The 18,694-nt window shown below is 67.9% G+C and carries 17 protein-coding genes and 1 tRNA gene; 5 read left to right on the forward strand and 13 right to left on the reverse strand.

Features of this window, described 5'->3' with window-relative positions; all coding sequences use genetic code 11:
• Positions 1 to 14: 14 nt before the first annotated feature.
• The 10 genes from LzC2_RS22725 to pheA form a co-directional block, all read right to left on the reverse strand.
• Positions 15 to 2,348, reverse strand: coding sequence for an FtsK/SpoIIIE family DNA translocase (locus LzC2_RS22725; RefSeq protein ID WP_171183440.1), 2,334 nt, complete (start codon positions 2,346 to 2,348; stop codon positions 15 to 17).
• 184 nt (positions 2,349 to 2,532) lie between these two features.
• Entirely contained in the window at positions 2,533 to 3,183 is a 651-nt protein-coding gene (locus LzC2_RS02610; protein ID WP_171183442.1) for a phosphopantothenoylcysteine decarboxylase domain-containing protein, read from the reverse strand.
• The gene (locus LzC2_RS02615; RefSeq protein WP_171183444.1) at positions 3,180 to 3,764 is read right to left on the reverse strand and encodes a flavoprotein; all 585 of its coding nucleotides are present in this window, start codon (positions 3,762 to 3,764) and stop codon (positions 3,180 to 3,182) included. The genes LzC2_RS02610 and LzC2_RS02615 overlap by 4 nt, the downstream gene beginning before the upstream one ends.
• Positions 3,765 to 3,791: 27 nt before the next feature.
• Positions 3,792 to 4,067 carry a DNA-directed RNA polymerase subunit omega gene (locus tag LzC2_RS02620; RefSeq protein ID WP_171183446.1) on the reverse strand — a complete coding sequence of 92 codons (276 nt, stop codon included), beginning with the start codon at positions 4,065 to 4,067 and terminating at the stop codon, positions 3,792 to 3,794.
• A gap of 27 nt (positions 4,068 to 4,094) precedes the next feature.
• A complete protein-coding gene (gene gmk, locus LzC2_RS02625) occupies positions 4,095 to 4,712 on the reverse strand; it encodes a guanylate kinase (protein ID WP_171183448.1) in 618 nt (205 codons plus the stop codon).
• 51 nt (positions 4,713 to 4,763) lie between these two features.
• Positions 4,764 to 5,645: a YicC/YloC family endoribonuclease gene (locus LzC2_RS02630; protein ID WP_171183450.1), complete on the reverse strand. Its 882-nt coding sequence runs from the start codon at positions 5,643 to 5,645 to the stop codon at positions 4,764 to 4,766.
• Positions 5,646 to 5,661: 16 nt separating this feature from the next.
• Entirely contained in the window at positions 5,662 to 6,117 is a 456-nt protein-coding gene (gene secG, locus LzC2_RS02635; RefSeq protein WP_171183452.1) for a preprotein translocase subunit SecG, read from the reverse strand.
• A gap of 84 nt (positions 6,118 to 6,201) precedes the next feature.
• Positions 6,202 to 6,990, reverse strand: coding sequence for a triose-phosphate isomerase (gene tpiA / locus LzC2_RS02640; RefSeq protein ID WP_171183454.1), 789 nt, complete (start codon positions 6,988 to 6,990; stop codon positions 6,202 to 6,204).
• A gap of 80 nt (positions 6,991 to 7,070) precedes the next feature.
• The gene (locus LzC2_RS02645) at positions 7,071 to 7,334 is read right to left on the reverse strand and encodes a hypothetical protein (RefSeq protein WP_171183456.1); all 264 of its coding nucleotides are present in this window, start codon (positions 7,332 to 7,334) and stop codon (positions 7,071 to 7,073) included.
• A 176-nt stretch (positions 7,335 to 7,510) separates the two neighbouring features.
• Positions 7,511 to 8,440: a prephenate dehydratase gene (gene pheA, locus LzC2_RS02650; RefSeq protein WP_171183458.1), complete on the reverse strand. Its 930-nt coding sequence runs from the start codon at positions 8,438 to 8,440 to the stop codon at positions 7,511 to 7,513.
• Between the two features lie 272 nt (positions 8,441 to 8,712).
• Here pheA and dnaK point away from each other — a divergent pair, with 272 nt between their 5' ends.
• Positions 8,713 to 10,614: a molecular chaperone DnaK gene (dnaK, locus tag LzC2_RS02655; protein WP_171183460.1), complete on the forward strand. Its 1,902-nt coding sequence runs from the start codon at positions 8,713 to 8,715 to the stop codon at positions 10,612 to 10,614.
• 138 nt (positions 10,615 to 10,752) lie between these two features.
• Here dnaK and LzC2_RS02660 read toward each other — a convergent pair whose 3' ends face one another.
• Positions 10,753 to 10,947, reverse strand: a complete 195-nt coding sequence (locus tag LzC2_RS02660; protein WP_171183462.1) for a DUF6800 family protein — start codon at positions 10,945 to 10,947, stop codon at positions 10,753 to 10,755.
• Positions 10,948 to 11,107: 160 nt separating this feature from the next.
• Here LzC2_RS02660 and LzC2_RS02665 point away from each other — a divergent pair, with 160 nt between their 5' ends.
• Positions 11,108 to 12,160: a DUF6268 family outer membrane beta-barrel protein gene (locus LzC2_RS02665; protein ID WP_171183464.1), complete on the forward strand. Its 1,053-nt coding sequence runs from the start codon at positions 11,108 to 11,110 to the stop codon at positions 12,158 to 12,160.
• 10 nt (positions 12,161 to 12,170) lie between these two features.
• Here the strand turns inward: LzC2_RS02665 and LzC2_RS02670 are convergent, their stop codons facing one another.
• Complete coding sequence (locus LzC2_RS02670; RefSeq protein WP_171183466.1) at positions 12,171 to 13,442, reverse strand: CCA tRNA nucleotidyltransferase; 1,272 nt, start codon at positions 13,440 to 13,442, stop codon at positions 12,171 to 12,173.
• A 338-nt stretch (positions 13,443 to 13,780) separates the two neighbouring features.
• On the opposite strand from LzC2_RS02670, the gene LzC2_RS22730 reads away from it, so the two are divergent.
• Both LzC2_RS22730 and LzC2_RS02680 read left to right on the forward strand, forming a co-directional pair.
• A complete protein-coding gene (locus LzC2_RS22730) occupies positions 13,781 to 15,124 on the forward strand; it encodes an MFS transporter (protein ID WP_171183468.1) in 1,344 nt (447 codons plus the stop codon).
• Positions 15,125 to 15,250: 126 nt separating this feature from the next.
• Positions 15,251 to 17,218 carry a serine/threonine-protein kinase gene (locus LzC2_RS02680; protein WP_171183471.1) on the forward strand — a complete coding sequence of 656 codons (1,968 nt, stop codon included), beginning with the start codon at positions 15,251 to 15,253 and terminating at the stop codon, positions 17,216 to 17,218.
• Positions 17,219 to 17,318: 100 nt separating this feature from the next.
• Here LzC2_RS02680 and LzC2_RS02685 read toward each other — a convergent pair.
• Positions 17,319 to 17,392, reverse strand: a tRNA-Cys gene (locus tag LzC2_RS02685).
• 297 nt (positions 17,393 to 17,689) lie between these two features.
• Here LzC2_RS02685 and LzC2_RS02690 point away from each other — a divergent pair.
• The gene (locus tag LzC2_RS02690) at positions 17,690 to 18,622 is read left to right on the forward strand and encodes an ICP22 family protein (protein WP_171183473.1); all 933 of its coding nucleotides are present in this window, start codon (positions 17,690 to 17,692) and stop codon (positions 18,620 to 18,622) included.
• Positions 18,623 to 18,694 lie beyond the last annotated feature (72 nt).

Raw genomic sequence — 18,694 nt, forward strand, 5'->3', positions numbered from 1 at the left:
GGCGGCCTTATCCGTCACCCGGCAGCCCGCAGTTCCTCAAACGCTTCCACGTCGAGCAGCACCTCGCGGGCCTGCGAGCCGTTGTGGCCGCTGAGGAAGCCGTCCTCGGCCATGTGGTCGATCATCCGAGCCGCCCGGCCGTAGCCGACGCCCAACGCCCGTTGCAGCAGACTGGTCGAACCGCGGCCCTCGCGAACGACGCACTCCACCGCCTGAATGTACATGTCGTCCCGGGCGCTGCCGTGCAGGCCGCCGCCCTCGCCGCCGCCGACCGAGCCGGCGGTCGTGGCCTGCTCGATGCTCTCGTCATACTCCGGTTCGCAGTCGCCGAAGAAGTCGATGACGCGGTCGATCTCGGAACCGCCGACGAACGCCCCCTGACTCCGCACCAGCGAACTGGTGCCGGGCGTGAGGTAGAGCATGTCGCCGTTGCCCAGCAGACGCTCGGCGCCGGACTCGTCCAGCACGACACGGCTGTCGGACTTCGACGCGACCTGGAAGCTGATCCGGGCCGGCAGGTTCGATTTGATCAGGCCGGTGATGACGTCCACCGTCGGCTTCTGCGTGGCGAGCACGAGGTGAATCCCGACCGCACGACTCTTCTGGGCGAGGCGGATGATGTGCGACTCGACCTCCTTGCCGTTGGTCATCATCAGGTCCGCCATTTCGTCCGCGACGATGACGATGTACGGCATCTTCTCCGTGAGGGCGTCCGCTTCCTCGTGCAGCTCGGACAGGCCCATTTTGTCGAGCTTCGTGGCCCGGGGCATCTCGTTGAAGTCGGTGAGGTGCCGCACGCCGCACTGGGCCAGCAGCTCGTAGCGCTCCTCCATTTTGTCGACGGCCCAAGCGAGGACCGCCTCGGCCTTTTTCATGTCCGTGATGACCGGATGCATAAGGTGCGGCAGCGTTTTGTACGGGCTGAGTTCGACCATCTTCGGGTCGATCATCAGCATCTTGACCTCGTCCGGCGTGCGGGAGAGCAGCATCGAGAGGATCAGCGTGTTCAGGCAGACCGACTTTCCGGTGCCCGTCCGACCGGCGATCAGCAGGTGGGGCATCTTGGCGAGATCGACCACCAGCGGGGCGCCGGAGACGTCCTTGCCGAGGAAGATCGGAATCGCCATGTCGTCGGCGCCCGTGGCGGTCTCGGCGATCTCACGCAGCCGGACCATCACGCGGGTGTCGTTGGGCACCTCGACGCCGACGGTGTTCTTGCCCGGGATCGGGTTCACGATTCGCACCGCGGGCACCCGCAACGCGACGGCGAGATCGTCCGCCAGCGCCGCGACCTTGTTCACCCGCAGCCCCTTCTCGAGGTCCAGTTCGAACTGGGTGACGACCGGGCCGGTATCGATCTCGGAGACCGTCACGTTCAGGCCGAAGTCGGAGAACGTCTGTTCCAACGTCTCGGCAGCGACGCGCGCCTTTTCGGCCAATTCCTCGAATGGGAACGGCTCCGGCGGTTCGAGCAGATCGGTCGGCGGCAGCGTGTGCGACCGCGTCGCCGCGGCGGGCTTCGGCCCGGCGGGGAGGTTCACGCGGAACGATTTCTTGTCCGGATCCTTGGCGGGGAGAATCTCTGCGGGGGGAGCGACGACCGCCTCCGCGTTCGCCTTCGGAGGAACACGCTCAACGGAAGGCGCCTGCTTCTCGGCGGCGATCGCCGCTTTCTTCGCGGCTTTTTCATCTTGGATCGCCTCTCGCTCCGCGGCACGCTGTTGAGCCGCAGCGCGGCGGTCGGCTTGCCAGCGGCTAACGCGGAGACGCGTGCGATCGAATGCCCGGCCCGCGGCGGTGAAGGGGACGGCGGCGGCCCCGCCGGCGGTCGCCGCGACGGCGCCGATCGTGCCGAAGTCACCCGCCAGCAGCAGACCGGCGGCCACGATCGCGGCCAGCAGCACCCCCGTGCCCGCCGCGGAGAAGTTGTCGTTGAGGATCGCCGTGCAGCCGGCCCCCAGCAGCCCGCCGCCGCCGGTCGGCACGCCGGCGTTCGCCCCCGGCAGCAACGCCGCCAGACCGGCGCAGACGCCGACGAGCGTCAGCCCCCAACCGACGAGCTTCAAGACCGGTTCCGCGGTCGCCTCCCGGGCGAACAACCGCAGATCGACCCACGCGAGCCGCACCCAAAGCAACCACGCTCCCAGTCCCAACAGGTTGCGGAGGTGCCACGCGGCACGGGCGCCGGCGGGACCGCAGAGGTTCGCCGGCTCCTCGTGGGCCGGCCAGACCGTCCCCCCGGCGAGGTCGGCGGGGTCGAAGCTGAACAGCGCCAGCCCGAGGAAGGCCGTCACCGCCAGCAGGGCGAGCGCGGCGAGATCCTGGCCGAGGCGTTTGACGTCGATCACGGGTGATGCGAGGCGGGGGAACGGGATACCGCGCCGCCAGCTCGGGCCGCGCCCGAAAACCTAGCTCCCGGAAAGCTCGCATGCGGACCGTTCGCCCCGAACCGTCGCGACCGCACCCCGCCGCCCGTCGCCCCGTCCGATTTGGCAAACCTTGCGGCCTTGCCAGATCGAATCTGCGAGCCGGTTATGCGGGCCGTTCCGCGGCGACCCAAGCGTCGATCCAATCCACCAGTTCGCCTGCGACGGCCGGCTTCGTGCCTTCCCACCGCGCGACGACCTCGCCCCGCGGCCCGATCAGCTCGGCGGCGGTCCGGTCGCCGCCGATACTTGCCGGGCCGTTCAGGACCACGCGGTCGCACTGCTTGGCCCGCAATTTTTGCAGGGCGTTCTCCCGCGGGTTGGCCGCTTCCAAAGCGAATCCGATCACCCATCGCGGAACCTCTCGTCCCGCGCTCTTCCGCTCGCCGAGCGCCGCGAGCACGTCGTCGGTCTGAATCAGTTCGACGGAGACCGGCGCCCCGTCCTTCTTAATCTTCCCGGCGACGCGAACGGCCGGGCGGTAGTCGCAGACCGCCGCGGCCGCGATCACGCCATCGCACCGAGCGAACGCCGTCTCGGACGCGGCTCGCATCTCGGCCGTCGTCTCGACGGGGACGAACTCGCATCCCGCGGGCGGGGCGAGGCCGACCGGCCCGGAGACCAACACGCACTCATGCCCCGCCGCCGCGAGCGCCGCCGCGACCGCGTAGCCCATCTTCCCGCTGCTGGCGTTCGACAGATAGCGAACGTCGTCCAAATACTCCCGCGTCGGCCCGGCGGTGACGAGAACTTTCATGCGTCGTCCCGAACCGCCGGCAGGGCGCCCGCGGCGGCGGTGAAGATCGCGTCCGGTTCCGCCATGCGACCGGCCCCGACACGGCCGCAACTGAGCCAGCCCTCGCCGGGGCCGACGAGACCGTGGCCGTCGCTTCGCAATGTCGCGACGTTCCTTTGCACCGACGGCGACTCCCACATCGCGGTATTCATGGCGGGGGCGAACAGCGTCGGGCACTCACATGTCAACACGAGCGTGCTGAGCAGATCGTCCGCCAAGCCCAGCGCCGCCTTCGCGAGAAAGTGAGCCGTCGCGGGGGCGACGACGAACAATTCCGCCCGCTCCGCGAGTCCGATGTGCTCTCCGCGAGGGTGTTCCTTCGGCGCGTACATCTCCGAGTACACCGGCCTGCCGGTGAGGGCTTCAAACGTCGTCGCGCCGATGAAGCTGCCGGCGCCGCGGGTCATCACGACGGTCACGCCGGCGCCCGCCTGCACGAACTTGCTGCACAGGTCGGCCGTTTTGTACGCGGCCACGCCGCCGCACACGCCCAGCAGAATCTCGCGATCCCGGAACGCGGCGGCGGCGTGGTCAGCGGACATGGCCGCACTCACTCCGAAAAGTTCGGCTCACAGATCGTCGAGCGACGGGCCAAGATCCTCGACGCCCGGACCGCCATCGCCTCCGGCCGGCTCGCGCACCTGCACCTTCTGGGAGGCATCGAGGTAGATCTTGTCGGTCAGGATCTCCTGCACGACGATCGCCATCGTGTCGTTCGTCTGCATCTCGACCAGCGGGCGGGCGCCGCGGTTGAGGGCGACCATCCGTTTTTGGATCAGCGTGGACAGTTTGAACCGTCCGCCGACCTTGTCCACGATCGCTTCCTGTTTGAACGCCTCGAGCATCGCGGGGGGGTGGCCTATAAGTGGGGATCAGGAGGGCGAATGGGACGCGAGAAGTTCGCACAGTTGTGCGACCGCGGCCGGCAAGTCGTCATTGTAGACACGAAAGCGGTAGCCGTCCGCCTCGGCGAGTTCCGCCCGGGCAGTTTCGATACGACGGCGGATCTCCTCCTCGCCCTCCGTGCCGCGAGATCGCAGGCGCTGCTCGAACTCCGCCTCGGTGGACGTGCTGAGGAAGACGGTGACGGCGTCGGGGTAGCGGGTCAACACCGTGCGGGCGCCGGCGACGTCGATTTCCAATAACGCCCACGCCTGCGCCGCAGCGGCCGCGTCGATCTCCGACCACAGCGTGCCGTACCAGTAGCCCCGGCCGTGGACCTCGGCAGTTTCGAGGAACTCTCCCGCGTCCCGCCGGCGGTGAAAGTCTGCGTCCGTCAAGAAGTGGTAGTCCTTACCGTCGATCTCGCCGGCCCGCGGCGGACGGGTGGTGGCGGAGACGCAGGACCGCACCGGCTCGGGGCACGCCGCGACCAACGCCCGCACCACGGTGCTTTTCCCGCTGCCGCTGGGGCCGGACAGGATCAGAATCCGGGCGTTCGCCGCGTGATCGACATCGTCCGTCGCAGAATCGGCGCCAGGTTCGGACACGGGGCGGCGCAATGAAATAGGACGGAGAAAAAGGCGACCGGGACGTCCGATCTACTCCAGATTCTGCAGGATTTCCCGCAGCTTTTCGACCGCGCCCTTCATCCCCACGACGGCGCCGGCCAGATCCGCGTCGTTCGCTTTGGATCCGACGGTATTGATCTCCCGATTGATCTCCTGCGTGAGGAAATCGAGCGTTCGGCCGGGCGAGTCGACGCCGTCGTCCCCCGCGAGCGCCGCCTCAAAGGCGTCCAAGTGGGTGCGTAACCGGACGATCTCCTCCGTCACGTCCGCCTTGTCGGCGTAGACGATCACCTCGCGAGTGAGATCCGCGGGACTCACCTCGGCGCCGGCCTGGGCGAGCAGGGCGCTGACCCGGCCGTGCAGCTTCGAGCGGAACTCCTCCGCCAGTCCGGGGGCGCGCTCTTCGACCGCGCCGAGGTGATTGCGGAGCGTTGCGATCTGCGAGCGCAGCTCTTCCGCCATCGCCTCGCCTTCGCGGGCACGGAAGTCGTTGAGGGCGTTCAACGCGTCCTTCGTGGCGTGCAGCGCCAGCTTCGCATCCGCGGCCGGATCGCCGGGAGCCGCGGCTTCCTCACGCACCACGCCGGGCAAGCGGAGGTAGGCGGAGAGATCGGTCGGAGCGGCCAGCCCGGCTTTGACGGCATACGCCTCCGCGTCCGCCCGGTAGCCGTCGAGCACGTCCGCGGCGAGCGTCAGCCGGCTCGCGCGGCCGGCTGTTTCGACCCGCACCGAAACCGTCACGGCGCCGCGATTTAAGCGATCCCGGACGACCGCTTCGATCTTCGGTTCGATCTCCGAGAACCCATCCGGCAGGCGGGTCTGGATCTTGAGGAAGCGGTTGTTGACGCTCCGGACCTCGACGGCGACCGACGTGCCATCCGACGACGCGGCGCCCGCGCCGAACCCGGTCATACTCCGCGGCACGGGATTACTCGTCGCCCGGGAGGACGGGGTCGCCTTCGGTCGCCTCAAACGGATCGACGTCGTCTTCCTCGCCGACCGGATCCGCGCCTTCCACGTCGGTCTCGGCGTCAGCGTCGGCGGGCAGGACCGGGATCTCGTTCCCGCCGGTCGTCCCCGCCTCCGGGGCAGCAGGGGAGATGGTCGCGGCGCCGGCGTTGGGAGCTTCTTCGAACTTCTCCGTCGCTCCCTTGAGGACGTAGATGTCCACGCAGGCCAGCACGATCCAGGCGACGGCCAAGCCGATCGTGATCTTGGTGAACACGTCGCCGGCCCGGGTACCCAGCGCGCTCTGCCCGCCGGCGCCGCCGAAGGCGCCGGCCAGACCGCCGCCGCGGCCGCGTTGCAGCAGGATGATGAGGATCAGCACGATGCTCAACCCGGCGAGGGCGAACATCATCAGGGCGGCGTAGGGGATATCCATGGCCCCGAGGGCTTTCAGTCAGACGAACGCGGTCGTGGGGAAACTCAGACGCCAGCGGCGCCGACGTGGATCAAACCAAGCGGATCAAACGAGGGCGAAGGCCGCTTCGATGATCGGGAGGAAGTTCTCCGCCGTGAGGCTCGCCCCGCCGACCAGCGCCCCGTCCACATCGGGTTGGGCGAGCAGATCGGCAGCGTTCGCCGGCTTGACGCTCCCACCGTATTGAATGCGGGTCTCCGCGGCTAGGTCGTCGCCCCAACCCTCGGCGAGCTTCGACCGCAGAAAGGCGTGCGCCTCCTGAGCCATCTCCGGCGTCGCCGTCTTCCCGGTGCCGATCGCCCAAACCGGCTCGTAGGCCAGCACGAGGTCCGCGTTGCCCCCGGGGCCGGCGGTGAACTGCTCCGCCGTCAGGCCGGCCAGCCCGCCGGAGAGCTGTTCAGCCAGCACCTTTTCGGTCTCGCCAGCTTCGCGCTGCTCCAGCGTTTCTCCGACGCACAGGATCACTCCCAGCCCCGCGGCCAACGCGGCCGCGACCTTCTTGTTCACGTCGGCGTCGGTCTCGCCGAGCACGTGGCGACGTTCCGAATGGCCAAGGATGACGTAGTCCACGTCCAGGTCCGCCAGCATCTGGGGGCTGACCTCGCCGGTGAAGGCGCCTTCTTTTTCGTGGTAGCAGTTCTGGGCGCCGAGCATCACGGCGGACTTCGCCAGTTCGTCGTCGACGCAATCCAGATAGGGCAGGGGAGGGGCGACGAGCACGTCGACAGCGTCCCGACTGGTCGGCACGGCGGCGGCGATTTCGCGGGCCAACGCACAGCCGGAGGCTGCGGTGGTGTTCATCTTCCAGTTGCCAGCAACGAAAGGACGACGCATCGATCGATTCTCCACAGATGTTCGGACAGAGGCGCGAGAGTATGCCGAACCGGGGCGTATTGCGAAACGCGCGACAGCGGTCAGTCGCCGGCTTGGGCGGGATCGTCGTCTGTCGCTTCGAAGGGGGACGGACGGTGGGCGTACAGCGTGAGTTCGATCTCACCGCCCGCTGCGGCGACACGGCGAATCGTTTCCGCGGACAAGGTCTGCTGGAAGCAGAACGGCTCCTCGCAGCACTCGAACCCCGGGTCGAAGACGCGGCGCTCGCAACGGTCCCACTCCGCACGCCTATCCGGGGAGAGTCCCTCGACGGCGGCCAACAGCACGCGAAAAGCGGCGTCCATGTCCGGCGGCGAATCCGGGTCGCTCCCGGGCTCCAAGACAGCCGCCCAGCGGCTCTCTGCCGTCTTCGAGCAGTGAAGAAGGTCCAGCCCCGTCCTTTCTAGTTCGCGACAGAGCGGAGCCAGATCGAAACTCGCATGCAGATCGAGATCGGTTTGGATGCAGTGCGTCCGCTCGTTCAATTCCGCTCCCGAGGATAGCTGCCCAGCACCGTGACGGACTTCGCGACCCGTCCCAGCGAACGCAGGCAGGCGGCGATCGCCGGGTCGTCGGCGTGGCCGTCGCAATCGAGGAAGAACTGGTATCCAGGCTCGCCGCCGGGCAGGGGGAAGGATTCGATCAGCGACAGATTCACTTCGTGCCGGGCGAAGACGGCGAGCGTGTCCGCCAGCGATCCCGGCTCGTGCGGGATGCGGAGCAGCAAGGCGGTGCGGTCGTCGCCGGTGGCGGCCGCCGGCTCGGTCCCGAGGACGGCGAACCGAGTGACGTTGCGGGGGTTGTCCTCGATCTCCGAAGCGAGAATTGTCAGCCCATGTTCGACCGCTAACCGCTCCCCGCCGACCGCGGCGGCGCCCGCTTCCGTCTTTGCCCGGGCGGCGGCGGCGGCGGTGCTGGACTCCGGCAGCGCCTCGGCTTGCGGCAGATGTTCCGCCAGCCAACCACGGCACTGCGAAAGGGCCTGCGGCTTCGAGTACACCCGCCGCACGGCCGATCGCGGGCCGGCGCTCATCAGGTGCAGGTGAATGGGGAGGGGCACCTCGCCGCAGATTCGGACGGGGTGATCATCAACCCCAGCGAACCGGGCGAACGCGGCGAGGGTGTCCACCACGCGGCCGTCCGTGCTGTTCTCGACCGGCACCAGCCCATAAGCCGTTTCGCCCTTCGCCACGGACTCGAACACCGCCCCGATCGTCGCGACGGGGCAGAGATCCGTCGTCTCCCCGAACCGCAGCACGGCCGCCTGATGCGAAAAACTGTGCTCCGGCCCGAGATACGCGACCCTGACGGGGGCGAGGCGGTTCCGATGCGCTGCGAGCAACTCCCGGCCGATCGAGGTCAGGACCGAATCCGGCAGCGGCCCCGCGTTCGCCGCGATCAAGGCGTCCACGGAAGCATCGTCCGCGGTTTGGGACCATTCGTTCAGCAGACGCGACAGTACGCTCGGCGAAGGGGCATTCGATTCCATCCCCCCAGTCTCCCGCCGCGGGGGGCGCCGCTCAACGTCGCGGACTGCCAATCCGGCACATAGCTGCGTGCGAACGCTTTTCTACAAGCGAATCGTCAGTTTGGCGCCGCGGTTGCTGTGATAGCCCAAGCGACCGTTCGGCCCGCCGGCCGGCCGCGTATCTCCATCACGAAATCATCACACGAAAGTATTGTATGGCCGTTTCCGGCGAGAAGATTATCGGCATCGACCTCGGCACGACGAACTCCGTCGTCGCCGTGCTGGAAGGGGGCGAAGCCAAAGTCATCGAGAACCAGGAGGGCGCCCGCACCACCCCCTCCGTCGTCGCCTTCACAGATAAGGGCGAGACCTACGTCGGCGAGCCCGCCAAGCGGCAGGCCGTCACCAACCCCAAGTCCACCATCTATTCGGCCAAGCGCTTCATGGGGCGCCGGCACAACGAGGTGAAGGCCGAAGAGAAAGCCGTCTCCTACGAGGTGACGGGCGCCGATGACGACTACGTGAAGATCAAGGCCGGCGGGAAGGAGATGACCCCGCCGGAGGTCTCCGCGGTCGTGCTCCGTAAGCTGAAGGAAGCGGCCCAGAACTACCTCGGCCACAAGGTCAACAAGGCCGTCATCACCGTCCCGGCGTACTTCAACGACGCCCAGCGCCAGGCCACCAAGGACGCCGGCCAACTCGCCGGCCTTGAAGTGGCCCGCATCATCAACGAGCCGACCGCCGCGGCGCTGGCCTACGGACTCGACAAGAAAGCCGACGAGAAGATCGTCGTGTTCGACCTCGGCGGCGGCACGTTTGACGTCTCCGTGTTAGAGGTCGGCGACGACGTGGTCGAAGTGCTCGCCACGAACGGCGACACCCACCTCGGCGGCGACGACTTCGACGAACTGCTGATCGACCACATCGCCGGCGGCTTCCAGAAGAACGAGGGCATCGACCTCCGCAAGGACGCGATGGCCCTGCAACGCCTGCGAGAAGCGGCGGAGAAGGCCAAGAAGGAGCTGTCCAGCGCCTCCTCCACGGACATCAACCTGCCGTTCATCACCGCCGACGCCAGCGGCGCCAAGCACCTCCAGCAGACGATCACCCGCGCCGACTTCGAGCGCCTGATCGACCCGATGCTGGACCGCCTCAAGACGCCGGTGCAGAACGCCCTGAAGGACGCCGGGCTGTCCAAGAGCGACATTGATGAAGTCGTGCTGGTCGGCGGCTCGACCCGTGTCCCGGCCGTCGCGGCCCTGGTCAAAGACCTGTTCGGCAAGGAGCCGAACAAGGGCGTGAACCCGGACGAAGTCGTGGCCCTCGGCGCCGCCACGCAGGGCGGCATCCTCACCGGCGACGTGGAGAGCGTCACCCTGCTGGACGTCACCCCGCTTTCCCTCGGTATCGAAACCGAAGGCGGCGTGATGACGGTCCTCGTGGAGCGGAACACCACGATCCCCGCCACGAAGAAGGAGACCTTCTCCACCGCGGCCGACAACCAGCCGGCCGTGACGGTGCGTGTTTTCCAGGGCGAACGCCCGATGGCGGAGGACAACCGCCTGTTGGATCAGTTCACGCTCGACGGCATCCCGCCGGCGCCGCGCGGCATGCCGCAGGTGGAGGTCACCTTCGACCTCGACGTGAACGGCATCCTGAACGTGTCTGCCAAGGACAAGGCGACCGGGAAGGAACAGAACGTCAAGATCGAGCAATCGGGCGGCCTGTCCGAGGACGAGATCAAGGCGAAGCTCAAGGAAGCCGAGGCGAACGCCGACGCCGACAAGTCCCGCCGCAAGCTCGCCGAGGCGAAGAATCAGGCGAACACCGTCGCCTTCCAAGCCGAGAAGATGCTGACGGAGCAGGGCGAAAATCTGGACGACGCGACGAAGACGGCGTTGCAGGGCCCGATCGACAAGGTGAAGTCCGCCGCGGAGGGGGATGACGTCGGAGCGATCGAATCTGCGATCAACGACCTCAACACCGCGATGCAGGCGTTCGCCTCGCAACTGCAAAGCGCCGAGGCCGCCGATCAGCAGTCCGACGAATCGGCCGGCGAAACCGCCCAGTCCGATGACGAAGACGTGATCGACGCCGAGTTCGAAACGAAGAGCTGAGGCCACGTGAGCGAGGGGCTTCGGCCCCCCGTCCTTGTTACCGGCGCATGAAAAGAAGCGACCCGGACGCTGCAAGCGTCCGGGTCGCTGTCGTTTCTGTGAACGTCCGCTCCGAAGGAGCGTCGATCACCGGCGTTGTTACGCGGAGACCGGGACGTGCGGCTCGTCGAACGTTTCGCGCGGGACGAACGGGCTGATGCGACGGGCCTTGGCGAAGATGGCGTCTTTCTCCTCCGCGTTGCCCGCGGCGGTGTACTTCACGCGAAGCTTCTTCAGCTTGATCTTGCGATGCCGGCGGCGGGCCAGCTCTTTTTGCCGCTCGGGTTTCGGCATAACAGGTCTTTGGTTCTCTCGGGGGGCGGCTCGGGGCCGCGGGGATGTGCGAAACTCGCGCGGAGGCGCGGGCCGAACAGGGTATCCACAGCGGTCTGCCGCGACAACGGCCCCGCGATTCCCGTTGACGAGGGAGGTCGGATCGGACTACGCCCCCACGATGCCTCACCAGTCCCTCGTCGCCGTGTTGATCCTCGCGGCGACGTGCGCCGGGGGGGAATCGTGCGATGCGACGGAGCTGACCACCGAAGAACTACGGGCCCGCAGCCCGCTGGCCGCCGCGTTGAACGCCCGCGTCCACCCGCCAGCGGAGATCCCCACCACGCTGATGCATCCGTCCGCCGGGCCGATCGGCGGCCCGATCGGTCGGCCGTCGCCCCCGCCGCCCCCGGTTGATGCGGGGAAGCCGCCGTGGCTCCAGATGCTCACGCCGCGCTCGATGAACGGGCAGCGCACCGAGGTGACGGGGGGCGACCTGTCCACCTCCGAACTCGACCTGCAAAGCACGCACGGCCTCCGCGGCGTCCCGCCGTTCGTGACGGTCACGCCCGGACTGAACCTGCTACTGGTGGACGGCCCGTCGACTTCGGCGTTCCCCGCTCCCGGCCCCGATTTGCCTTCGCGGTTGTGGGGACTGAGCGCCCAGTTCACCGCGACGATGCCGCTCTCCGAACAGTGGATCGCCCAGGTCGGCCTCTCGCCGGGGATCTACACCGATTTCGACCACGTCTCCTCGGATTCGTTCCGCATGCCGGGTCGGCTGCTGGGGATCTACAAGTATTCCGCAAGAACGCAGTTCACCGTCGGCGCGGTCTACCTCGACCGGGAAGACCTGTCCTGGCTGCCGGCGTTCGGAGTCATCCATAAGCCGACCGATCGCACGACCTTCGAGTTCATCCTTCCGCGTCCGAAGGTCATTCAGCGGTTCTGGGGCACGAGTTGGGACGACGGCGGCTTCGGATACATCGCCGGGGAACTGGGCGGCGGAAGTTGGGCGATCGAACGCCACGAACGCCCCGGCGTGCCGACGGATGATGTGGCGACGCTCTCGGACCTCCGCCTGCTCGCCGGGTTCGAATGGAAGCGGAACGGCGGCATGGGCCTGCTGGCTGAGACCGGCTGGGTCTTCAATCGCGACGTCGAATACGAAAGCGGCGTGGGCGATGCCGACTTCGACGACGCCTGGCTCTTCCGCGTCGGTCTTCGCCGCTGACGCCGGCCAGCTACCGAGTCACGAGGGCGAGCGCTTCTTCGGTCGAGCGCACCGTGCCGTCGAGCTGGGCGTCATATGCCTCGTCCAGCATCTGTTTGAACTGCGGTCCCGGCTGGCAGCCGGCGGCGATTAGATCTCCGCCGGTTAGCAGCGGGGCAGGGGACAGTTCCGCCGCCGGCGTTTCGTTCAAGAACGTTTCGGCGGCGTCCGCGTCCGCGGTGGCCGTGCCGGTCCCGTCGTCCCCGTCGGCTCGCCGCATCGCACGTTCGAGAGCGATCAAATCCCTCGCAAACGCTCCCGCCAGCAGTCGTTTCTTGCGGTGCGTGGGCAACGCTTCGAAGCCGCCAAGGGCGCCGAGATTCGCCAGGAGATCTTCGGATCGACGCGCCTCGTCGTTGGAGAGCCGCCAGCCCCGGACCGCCTCTTCCGCGGAACCCACCTGCGCGTACAACGCCGCCAACGTGAGGGGGAACGAGACGGGGCCCGGCTGCCAGCCGGGCAATAACCGGAGAGCTTGACGCGTCCGTGATCGCTCGGTCGGACTCAGGGCCGCAACGGAGGGGGCGACGTATCCCAACAGCCCCGCCGCATGCAGCATCGCGACGCCCTGATCGCGTCGCGGCGCCGCCAACAGTCGACGCATCTCCTGCCCGATGCGTTCGCCGCTCACGGCGGTGATGTTGTCCGCTGCCGCCAGGACCGCGGCGGAGGTCTCCTCGTCCGGCCAGAACTCCAGCACGGTGGCGAAACGCACGAAACGCAGCATGCGTAGGGCGTCTTCCGCCATCCGGTCCGCCGGATCGCCGATCGCTCGCAGCACGCCTGCTTCCAGATCCGCCACCCCGCCGACGAAGTCGATCACCTCCCCCGTCGCCGGATCTTCGAACAGGCCGTTGATCGTGAAGTCCCGCCGCAGCGCATCCGCTTCGGGCGTGCTGAAGCGGACGGCGTCGGGGCGGCGCCCGTCGGCGTAGCCGGCGTCCTCCCGGAACGTGGCGACCTCCACCTGCTGGGCGCCGGGGAACCGTCGGCGGTTTGGCAGCACGACGATCACGCCGAAGCTTTCCCCCACCGCCAGCGTCCGCTTTCTCCCGAACGTTTCGCGGACGGCGGCCGGGGGGGCGTCGGTGGCGACGTCGTAATCCTTCGGCGTCTTGCCGAGCAGGCGATCCCGGACGCATCCGCCAGCGAACAAGGCGCGATAGCCCGCGCGCGATAGTTCCTCAGCGACGTAACTCGCGAAGACACGGTTCGGGTCGGCGGGGCGTTCGGCGTCGGTCACGCCCCCAGCGGACCTCGACCGAGCGGTCGATGCAATCCTTCGGGCGCGACGGTTCCGCCGGACGACCGATCCCCGTTACGCGCTACGGTTCCTCAAATCCTTCCTCGCCAGGCAGAATCCTTCGAGCGCGAGGGTTCCCCGCGACCAAACCTCCGGACCCCACGGTTCCTCCGATCGTCCCCTCGCCTACAGAACGCTCCGGCCCCCACGGTTTCTCATGTGGAACGATCGCCTGCGACGGTCTCCACGGGCCGGCGGTGCCGAACCTGGCTGATGTAACGGCTGAAACCGCCGCGCGCGGAGAGTTCGCGGGGGATGAATCGGCTGGCGAACCCTCCGTGATCGCAACTCCGCCCTCCACAACATCCGCGGCCGAGGGTTCCCCGTTATCGTCAGATCGATCTGACGACACAGGCCTTCCGGCCGATCCCCCGGCGGAGCGTCGCAACCTCGCGACGCTCGCCGCCTACACCGTGGCGTTGCGGGTCAGTTGGATCTTCAAAACGGAAAGCGTCGTGATGCCGGCGCTGCTGGACACGCTGACCGCCCCGCTGGCCATGGCTGGGGGAGCGGGGTGGGTCCAAGGGTTCCTGCCGCTGTTGAACCGGGCAGGGCAGAGCGTCCCGCCGTTGCTGTACGCGGATAGCCTGCGCGATCGGCCGCTGAAAAGGTGGAGCGTGTGGGCGACGACGTTGGGCATGGCGGCCCCGTTCGCACTACTCGCGGTCCTGCTCGCCGCTCTCGACGAACGGTTCGCGGGAGCGCCGGCGGTTGCGGGGTTCCTCCTGCTCTACGGGCTGTTCTTCGTGGCGACCGGCTTGAACCAGCTTGGATTCAGCACCTTGCAGGCGAAGCTGATCCCGCCGCATCGGCGGGGCCGGCTGATCGCGGCGGGCGGGGTACTCGGCTCGATCGCCGCGGTCACGGTCGCCTACGGATTCCTGGCCGGCTGGCGAGTCGAAGGGCCGGGCAGCTTCGCCGCGCCCTTCGCCGCGACCGCCGCGGGGATGTTGATCAGTTCGACGCTCGTGCTGTTTGTGCGGGAAGCGCCGGACGACGGGGCTGGGAACCGTGGCTCACGACGGTTCTCCGTCCGCGGTCAGGTGCGAGAGGCCGCGGCCGTCCTGCGCTCCGACGGCCGGTTCCGCAGAATCGCCGCGGTCGCCGGCCTCTTCGTCACCGCTCAACTTGTGTTCCCCCACTACATCGTGCTGGCCCGTGAACGGCACGGGGCGGGAAACCTGCCGCTGATTCTGTTCGTCGCGGCGCAGAACGTCGGGGCGGGGCTGTTCAGCGTCGCGGTCGGCTGGATCGCGGATCGATTCGGCAATCGACTGGCCGTGCGGATGTGCCTCGCGGGACTCGCCACGCTGCCGCCGTCGGCGCTGATCCTGACGCAATTGAGCGATCCGACCGCGATGGCGGCCCTCTTCTTTCTGTTGGGGCTGACGCCGGTATCCTTCAAGGCGATGACGAATTGGACGCTCGAACTCACCGCTCCTGAGAATCACCCGCGGTACGTTTCGACCCTGAAACTGTGCATGGCGGCCCCGTTCCTGTTCGCCGTGCCGGTCGGAGCGTTGATCGACCTGATCGGACACCGGCCGGTGTTCCTCGGCGTGGCGATCCTGGTTGCCGCGGGGTGCGGATTGACGTGGCGGGCGCCGGAACCGCGACGCTGAGTCCGGCGAGCGAGGCCCGAAAGCAGTTGAACCGAACCTGATCGTGGCCGAAGATCGCCCATCCGCCCGCTTGCCGGGGGCCGCCCTCATGCCGGGGCACGGGCCGCCACCGTACCCCGCCGCCGCATGACTGCTCCCACGCCGCCCGCCGAACTGCCCCGCACGGTCGATGCCGCGGCCTCCGAAGAGGCCGACGCGGCGGAGCCTTCGGAGGATCTCGGCAAGACTCGGCAAGCGCCGTCGTTCGACGAAGCCTCCAGACAGACCGTGATCCCCGGCGGATCGGCGGGCGTGACCGCGGAGAACACCGGCGAGGTTCCCAATCCGGACGATTCGCAGACCAAAACGAGGCGGCTCGGCCCGTTCACGATGGGACGCCGACTGGGCGTCGGCGGCATGGGGGTGGTCTACGCCGCCAAATACACCAAGGGCGATCGCCGGGCGGTCGCGGTCAAGGTGCTCACCCCATCGCTGGCAGCGGACCCGAAGGTCCGCAAGCGGTTCAACCGCGAGATGGAAATCTTCAAGAAGCTCCGTCACCCGCACATCGTGCGGTACTTCGGCGGCGGGCAGACCGGCGGTAAGCTGTTCTACGCCATGGAGTTGCTCAGCGGAGGGAGCGTCGAAGATCGACTGCGCGAGACCGGCCCGGTCGACTGGCGACGGGCGGTCGACTTCGCCGCTCAAACGGCCGACGCCCTCCATCACGCTCATGCACAAGGGGTGATCCACCGCGATCTGAAGCCGGCGAACCTGTTCATCGACTCGAAAGGGAACCTCAAGCTGGGCGACTTCGGCATCGCTCGAGACGCGAACGCCACCGCCCTGACGGCCGCCGGGCGGACGGTCGGCACCTACGCCTACATGGCCCCGGAGCAAATCAGTTCCGCCCTCGAAGTCGGTCCCAAGACGGACCTGTACGCGCTGGGCTGCGTGCTGCACGAACTGCTGACCGGCAGACCGCCGTTCTCCGCGACCAATCCGGCCAAGTTGCTGCATTCGCATATGACGGAGCCGCCCCCGCGGGTCCGCAGTCCGGACTGTCCGCGTTGGCTGGCCGATCTGGTCGACTCGATGCTCGCCAAAGATCCGGCGGATCGCCCGTTCGACGCTCTCGCCGTCCGAGAATTGCTCCGGGAACGGGCCGAAGAGGAAGCCACCCGCAGCGTCATCGGCCGTACCGCCGCCGCGGAGTCCACGGCTCTGGGCGCCACCGTGTCCGAGGTCCGCACCCAAAGGGACGCCGCCCGCAAACTGCTGGGCCGCAAGAAGAAGCGAAAGAGGGGCCCCGCCGTCCCGATCTACGAGCGAGCATGGTTCCTCGGCCTGTTGCTGGTCCTGATGGCCGGCGGAGCGACGTGGGCGATGTGGCCGCCTGGCGAAGAGGAGTTGTACGACCAAGCCGCGGCGCTGATGGCCTCCGACGACGTCAACGACTGGCGAGCCGCTCGCGAAAACTTCATTGATCCGCTGCTGGAACGGTTTCCAGAGACCGAACACGCCCCGGAACTCACGGCGTGGATCGACCGCATCGAAGTAGACATCCTCCGTCGACAGCTTCGCACCCAAGCCGCCAGCGTCTTCGCCAGCCCACGAAACGAGTTAGAACGGCAGTACCAGGAGGTCGAACGACTTGCCGACTTCGGTGATTACTGGGGCGCTGCCGACCAAGTGAACGTTCTCCGTGATCTGCTCAAGGACAACGCTTGGACGAAGCGGGAAGAGATCGGCGCTGACAACGCCCGCTATTACGGGTTGCTGCTCGACCAACGGGCCGCGGAGTTGGAGTCGGAACTCCGCGACGACACCCTCGGCCGACAGGGATTTGTTGCGGACAGCCTGCGATCCGCCGAGCGTGCTTTCGCAGCAGGCCGTGTCGGAGAAGCCCGCGAGAAGTGGACCGGGGTCGTCCAACTATACGAAACCGTCCCGGAACTGGTTCCTCAGGTGGAGTGGTCCCGAGCGCGTCTCGCCGGGCAATCCCCCCCGCCGCCCGCGTTCCTCACCGAACCAACCGCCGCACCGGAACCGACCGGGAAAGACGAGCCGCCCCCCGATGGGCCCGCGCCGTCGAACAGCGAAGCGGCGGAGTGAACTGCGAAGAGTTCGATTTCGCGATCACGTCCGGCGAATCGAATTCGACCGCGAAAGAAAACAGCCGCCCGGGTGAGTGATCACCCGAGCGGCTGCGGAGAGGTGGTGGGCGGATTCGAACCGCCGAATGATGGATTTGCAATCCATTGCCTTAGACCACTTGGCTACACCACCGTTTGGTCAACTGTTCCGGATGAACCGGCGCCGGACGAACCGGCTGTGCCACTTCTATCGGAACCGCCGCCGCGATCGCTTGAACGAAAACGACGGCTTTTTCCAATTCGCGGACACGCTTGGGGCGACCGCGGTTCGGATCCTAAATCGACCGCCCGTGATGGTCAAGACGGCTGGGCAGGATGTAGGGGCGAAGGTCGGTGTTTCGGAAGAAGCAGCTTACGACCTACGCTCCCCGAGCGGTCGCCGGGATGGGCGCCCGCCCTCACCATAGAGCCACCGCCGCAGGACGCCCCCGTGACCGCCGTCGTCGCCCCCTCCGCTCCCGACACCGATGCCTCCCAGACTGTCGCGCCCGACGGTCTCCCCGAAACCGAATCGCAACTGGTCGAGACGGCGCAGATCGCCGTCAGCCGGTGCAACTGGGTCGTCGGGCGATGCGCCGCGGAATGGACCGAACGGTACGCCCGCGGCCGGACCGACGCCGACTTTGCCGCCCTCGTCGGTTTGTCCGCCGATCAGGTGTACCAGCGTCGTCGGGTCTGGGAGACCTTTGCCGACGTGCGGGAGCAGTACGAAACCGTCGCGGCCCCCGGTTCCCCCAAACGCGGGCCGCGCTGGTCGCACTTCTACGTCGCCCTGACGTGGGACGACGCTCCCGAATGCTTGGAATGGGCGTCTGAGAACGAGGCGACCGTCGCGGAGATGAAGGCGTACCGCCGGGCCCTGCACGGCGAAGACCTCTCCGCTCCCGCGGCTCGCGGGCCGGCGGACGACTTCGCCGGCGACCCGTCGGTGATTCGTCTGCCGACCGATCCGGTGCCGGTTCGCGACCCGGACGAGTTCGCCGGCCCGGCCGGCGAACGCCCGCCCTGGGATGAAGACGGGGCCGATTCCGCCCGACCGCCCGCCGCGATGGCGGCGCTGCGTGAAACCGCATCCGGCGAGAGCGGCGAAGACGGGGACGAGACCGGCGGCGACGGCTATGCGCCGTTCTCCGCGGGGGCCGTGACGCCGCCGGGGGGCGAATCAGGCAGTGACGCGGAGGACAAAACGGACTCCAACGCCGCCCGACTCGCCAAGACTCTCCAACGGGTCGACGCAACGCTCACCGAAGGAGTGATGGACTCTTTCCGGCATCTCTCGGACTCTCGCCGGGGAGACATCGCGGAGTCCGCACGTGCGGTGCTCGGCAAGCTTCAGATCCTGTCGAGCCTCGACGAGGCCTGAAACGAGGACGTCTGAACTGAGGAGGTCTGAATCGGCGCGGATCCGCGGGCGATCTTGACGGCGGGCTATGGG

It is taken from the genome of Alienimonas chondri (assembly GCF_013036045.1).
Lineage (GTDB): Bacteria > Planctomycetota > Planctomycetia > Planctomycetales > Planctomycetaceae > Alienimonas > Alienimonas chondri.

Bases quoted from the DNA above. Each gene is read 5' to 3' on its own strand.
- LzC2_RS02610 (WP_171183442.1), bottom strand. From the start codon at position 3,183: ATGAAAGTTCTCGTCACCGCCGGGCCGACGCGGGAGTATTTGGACGAC.
- LzC2_RS02615 (WP_171183444.1), bottom strand. From the start codon at position 3,764: ATGTCCGCTGACCACGCCGCCGCCGCGTTCCGGGATCGCGAGATTCTG.
- LzC2_RS02620 (WP_171183446.1), bottom strand. From the start codon at position 4,067: ATGCTCGAGGCGTTCAAACAGGAAGCGATCGTGGACAAGGTCGGCGGA.
- LzC2_RS02630 (WP_171183450.1), bottom strand. From the start codon at position 5,645: ATGACCGGGTTCGGCGCGGGCGCCGCGTCGTCGGATGGCACGTCGGTC.
- secG (WP_171183452.1), bottom strand. From the start codon at position 6,117: ATGGATATCCCCTACGCCGCCCTGATGATGTTCGCCCTCGCCGGGTTG.
- tpiA (WP_171183454.1), bottom strand. From the start codon at position 6,990: ATGCGTCGTCCTTTCGTTGCTGGCAACTGGAAGATGAACACCACCGCA.
- LzC2_RS02645 (WP_171183456.1), bottom strand. From the start codon at position 7,334: ATGGACGCCGCTTTTCGCGTGCTGTTGGCCGCCGTCGAGGGACTCTCC.
- dnaK (WP_171183460.1), top strand. From the start codon at position 8,713: ATGGCCGTTTCCGGCGAGAAGATTATCGGCATCGACCTCGGCACGACG.
- LzC2_RS02660 (WP_171183462.1), bottom strand. From the start codon at position 10,947: ATGCCGAAACCCGAGCGGCAAAAAGAGCTGGCCCGCCGCCGGCATCGC.
- LzC2_RS02665 (WP_171183464.1), top strand. From the start codon at position 11,108: ATGCCTCACCAGTCCCTCGTCGCCGTGTTGATCCTCGCGGCGACGTGC.
- LzC2_RS02680 (WP_171183471.1), top strand. From the start codon at position 15,251: ATGACTGCTCCCACGCCGCCCGCCGAACTGCCCCGCACGGTCGATGCC.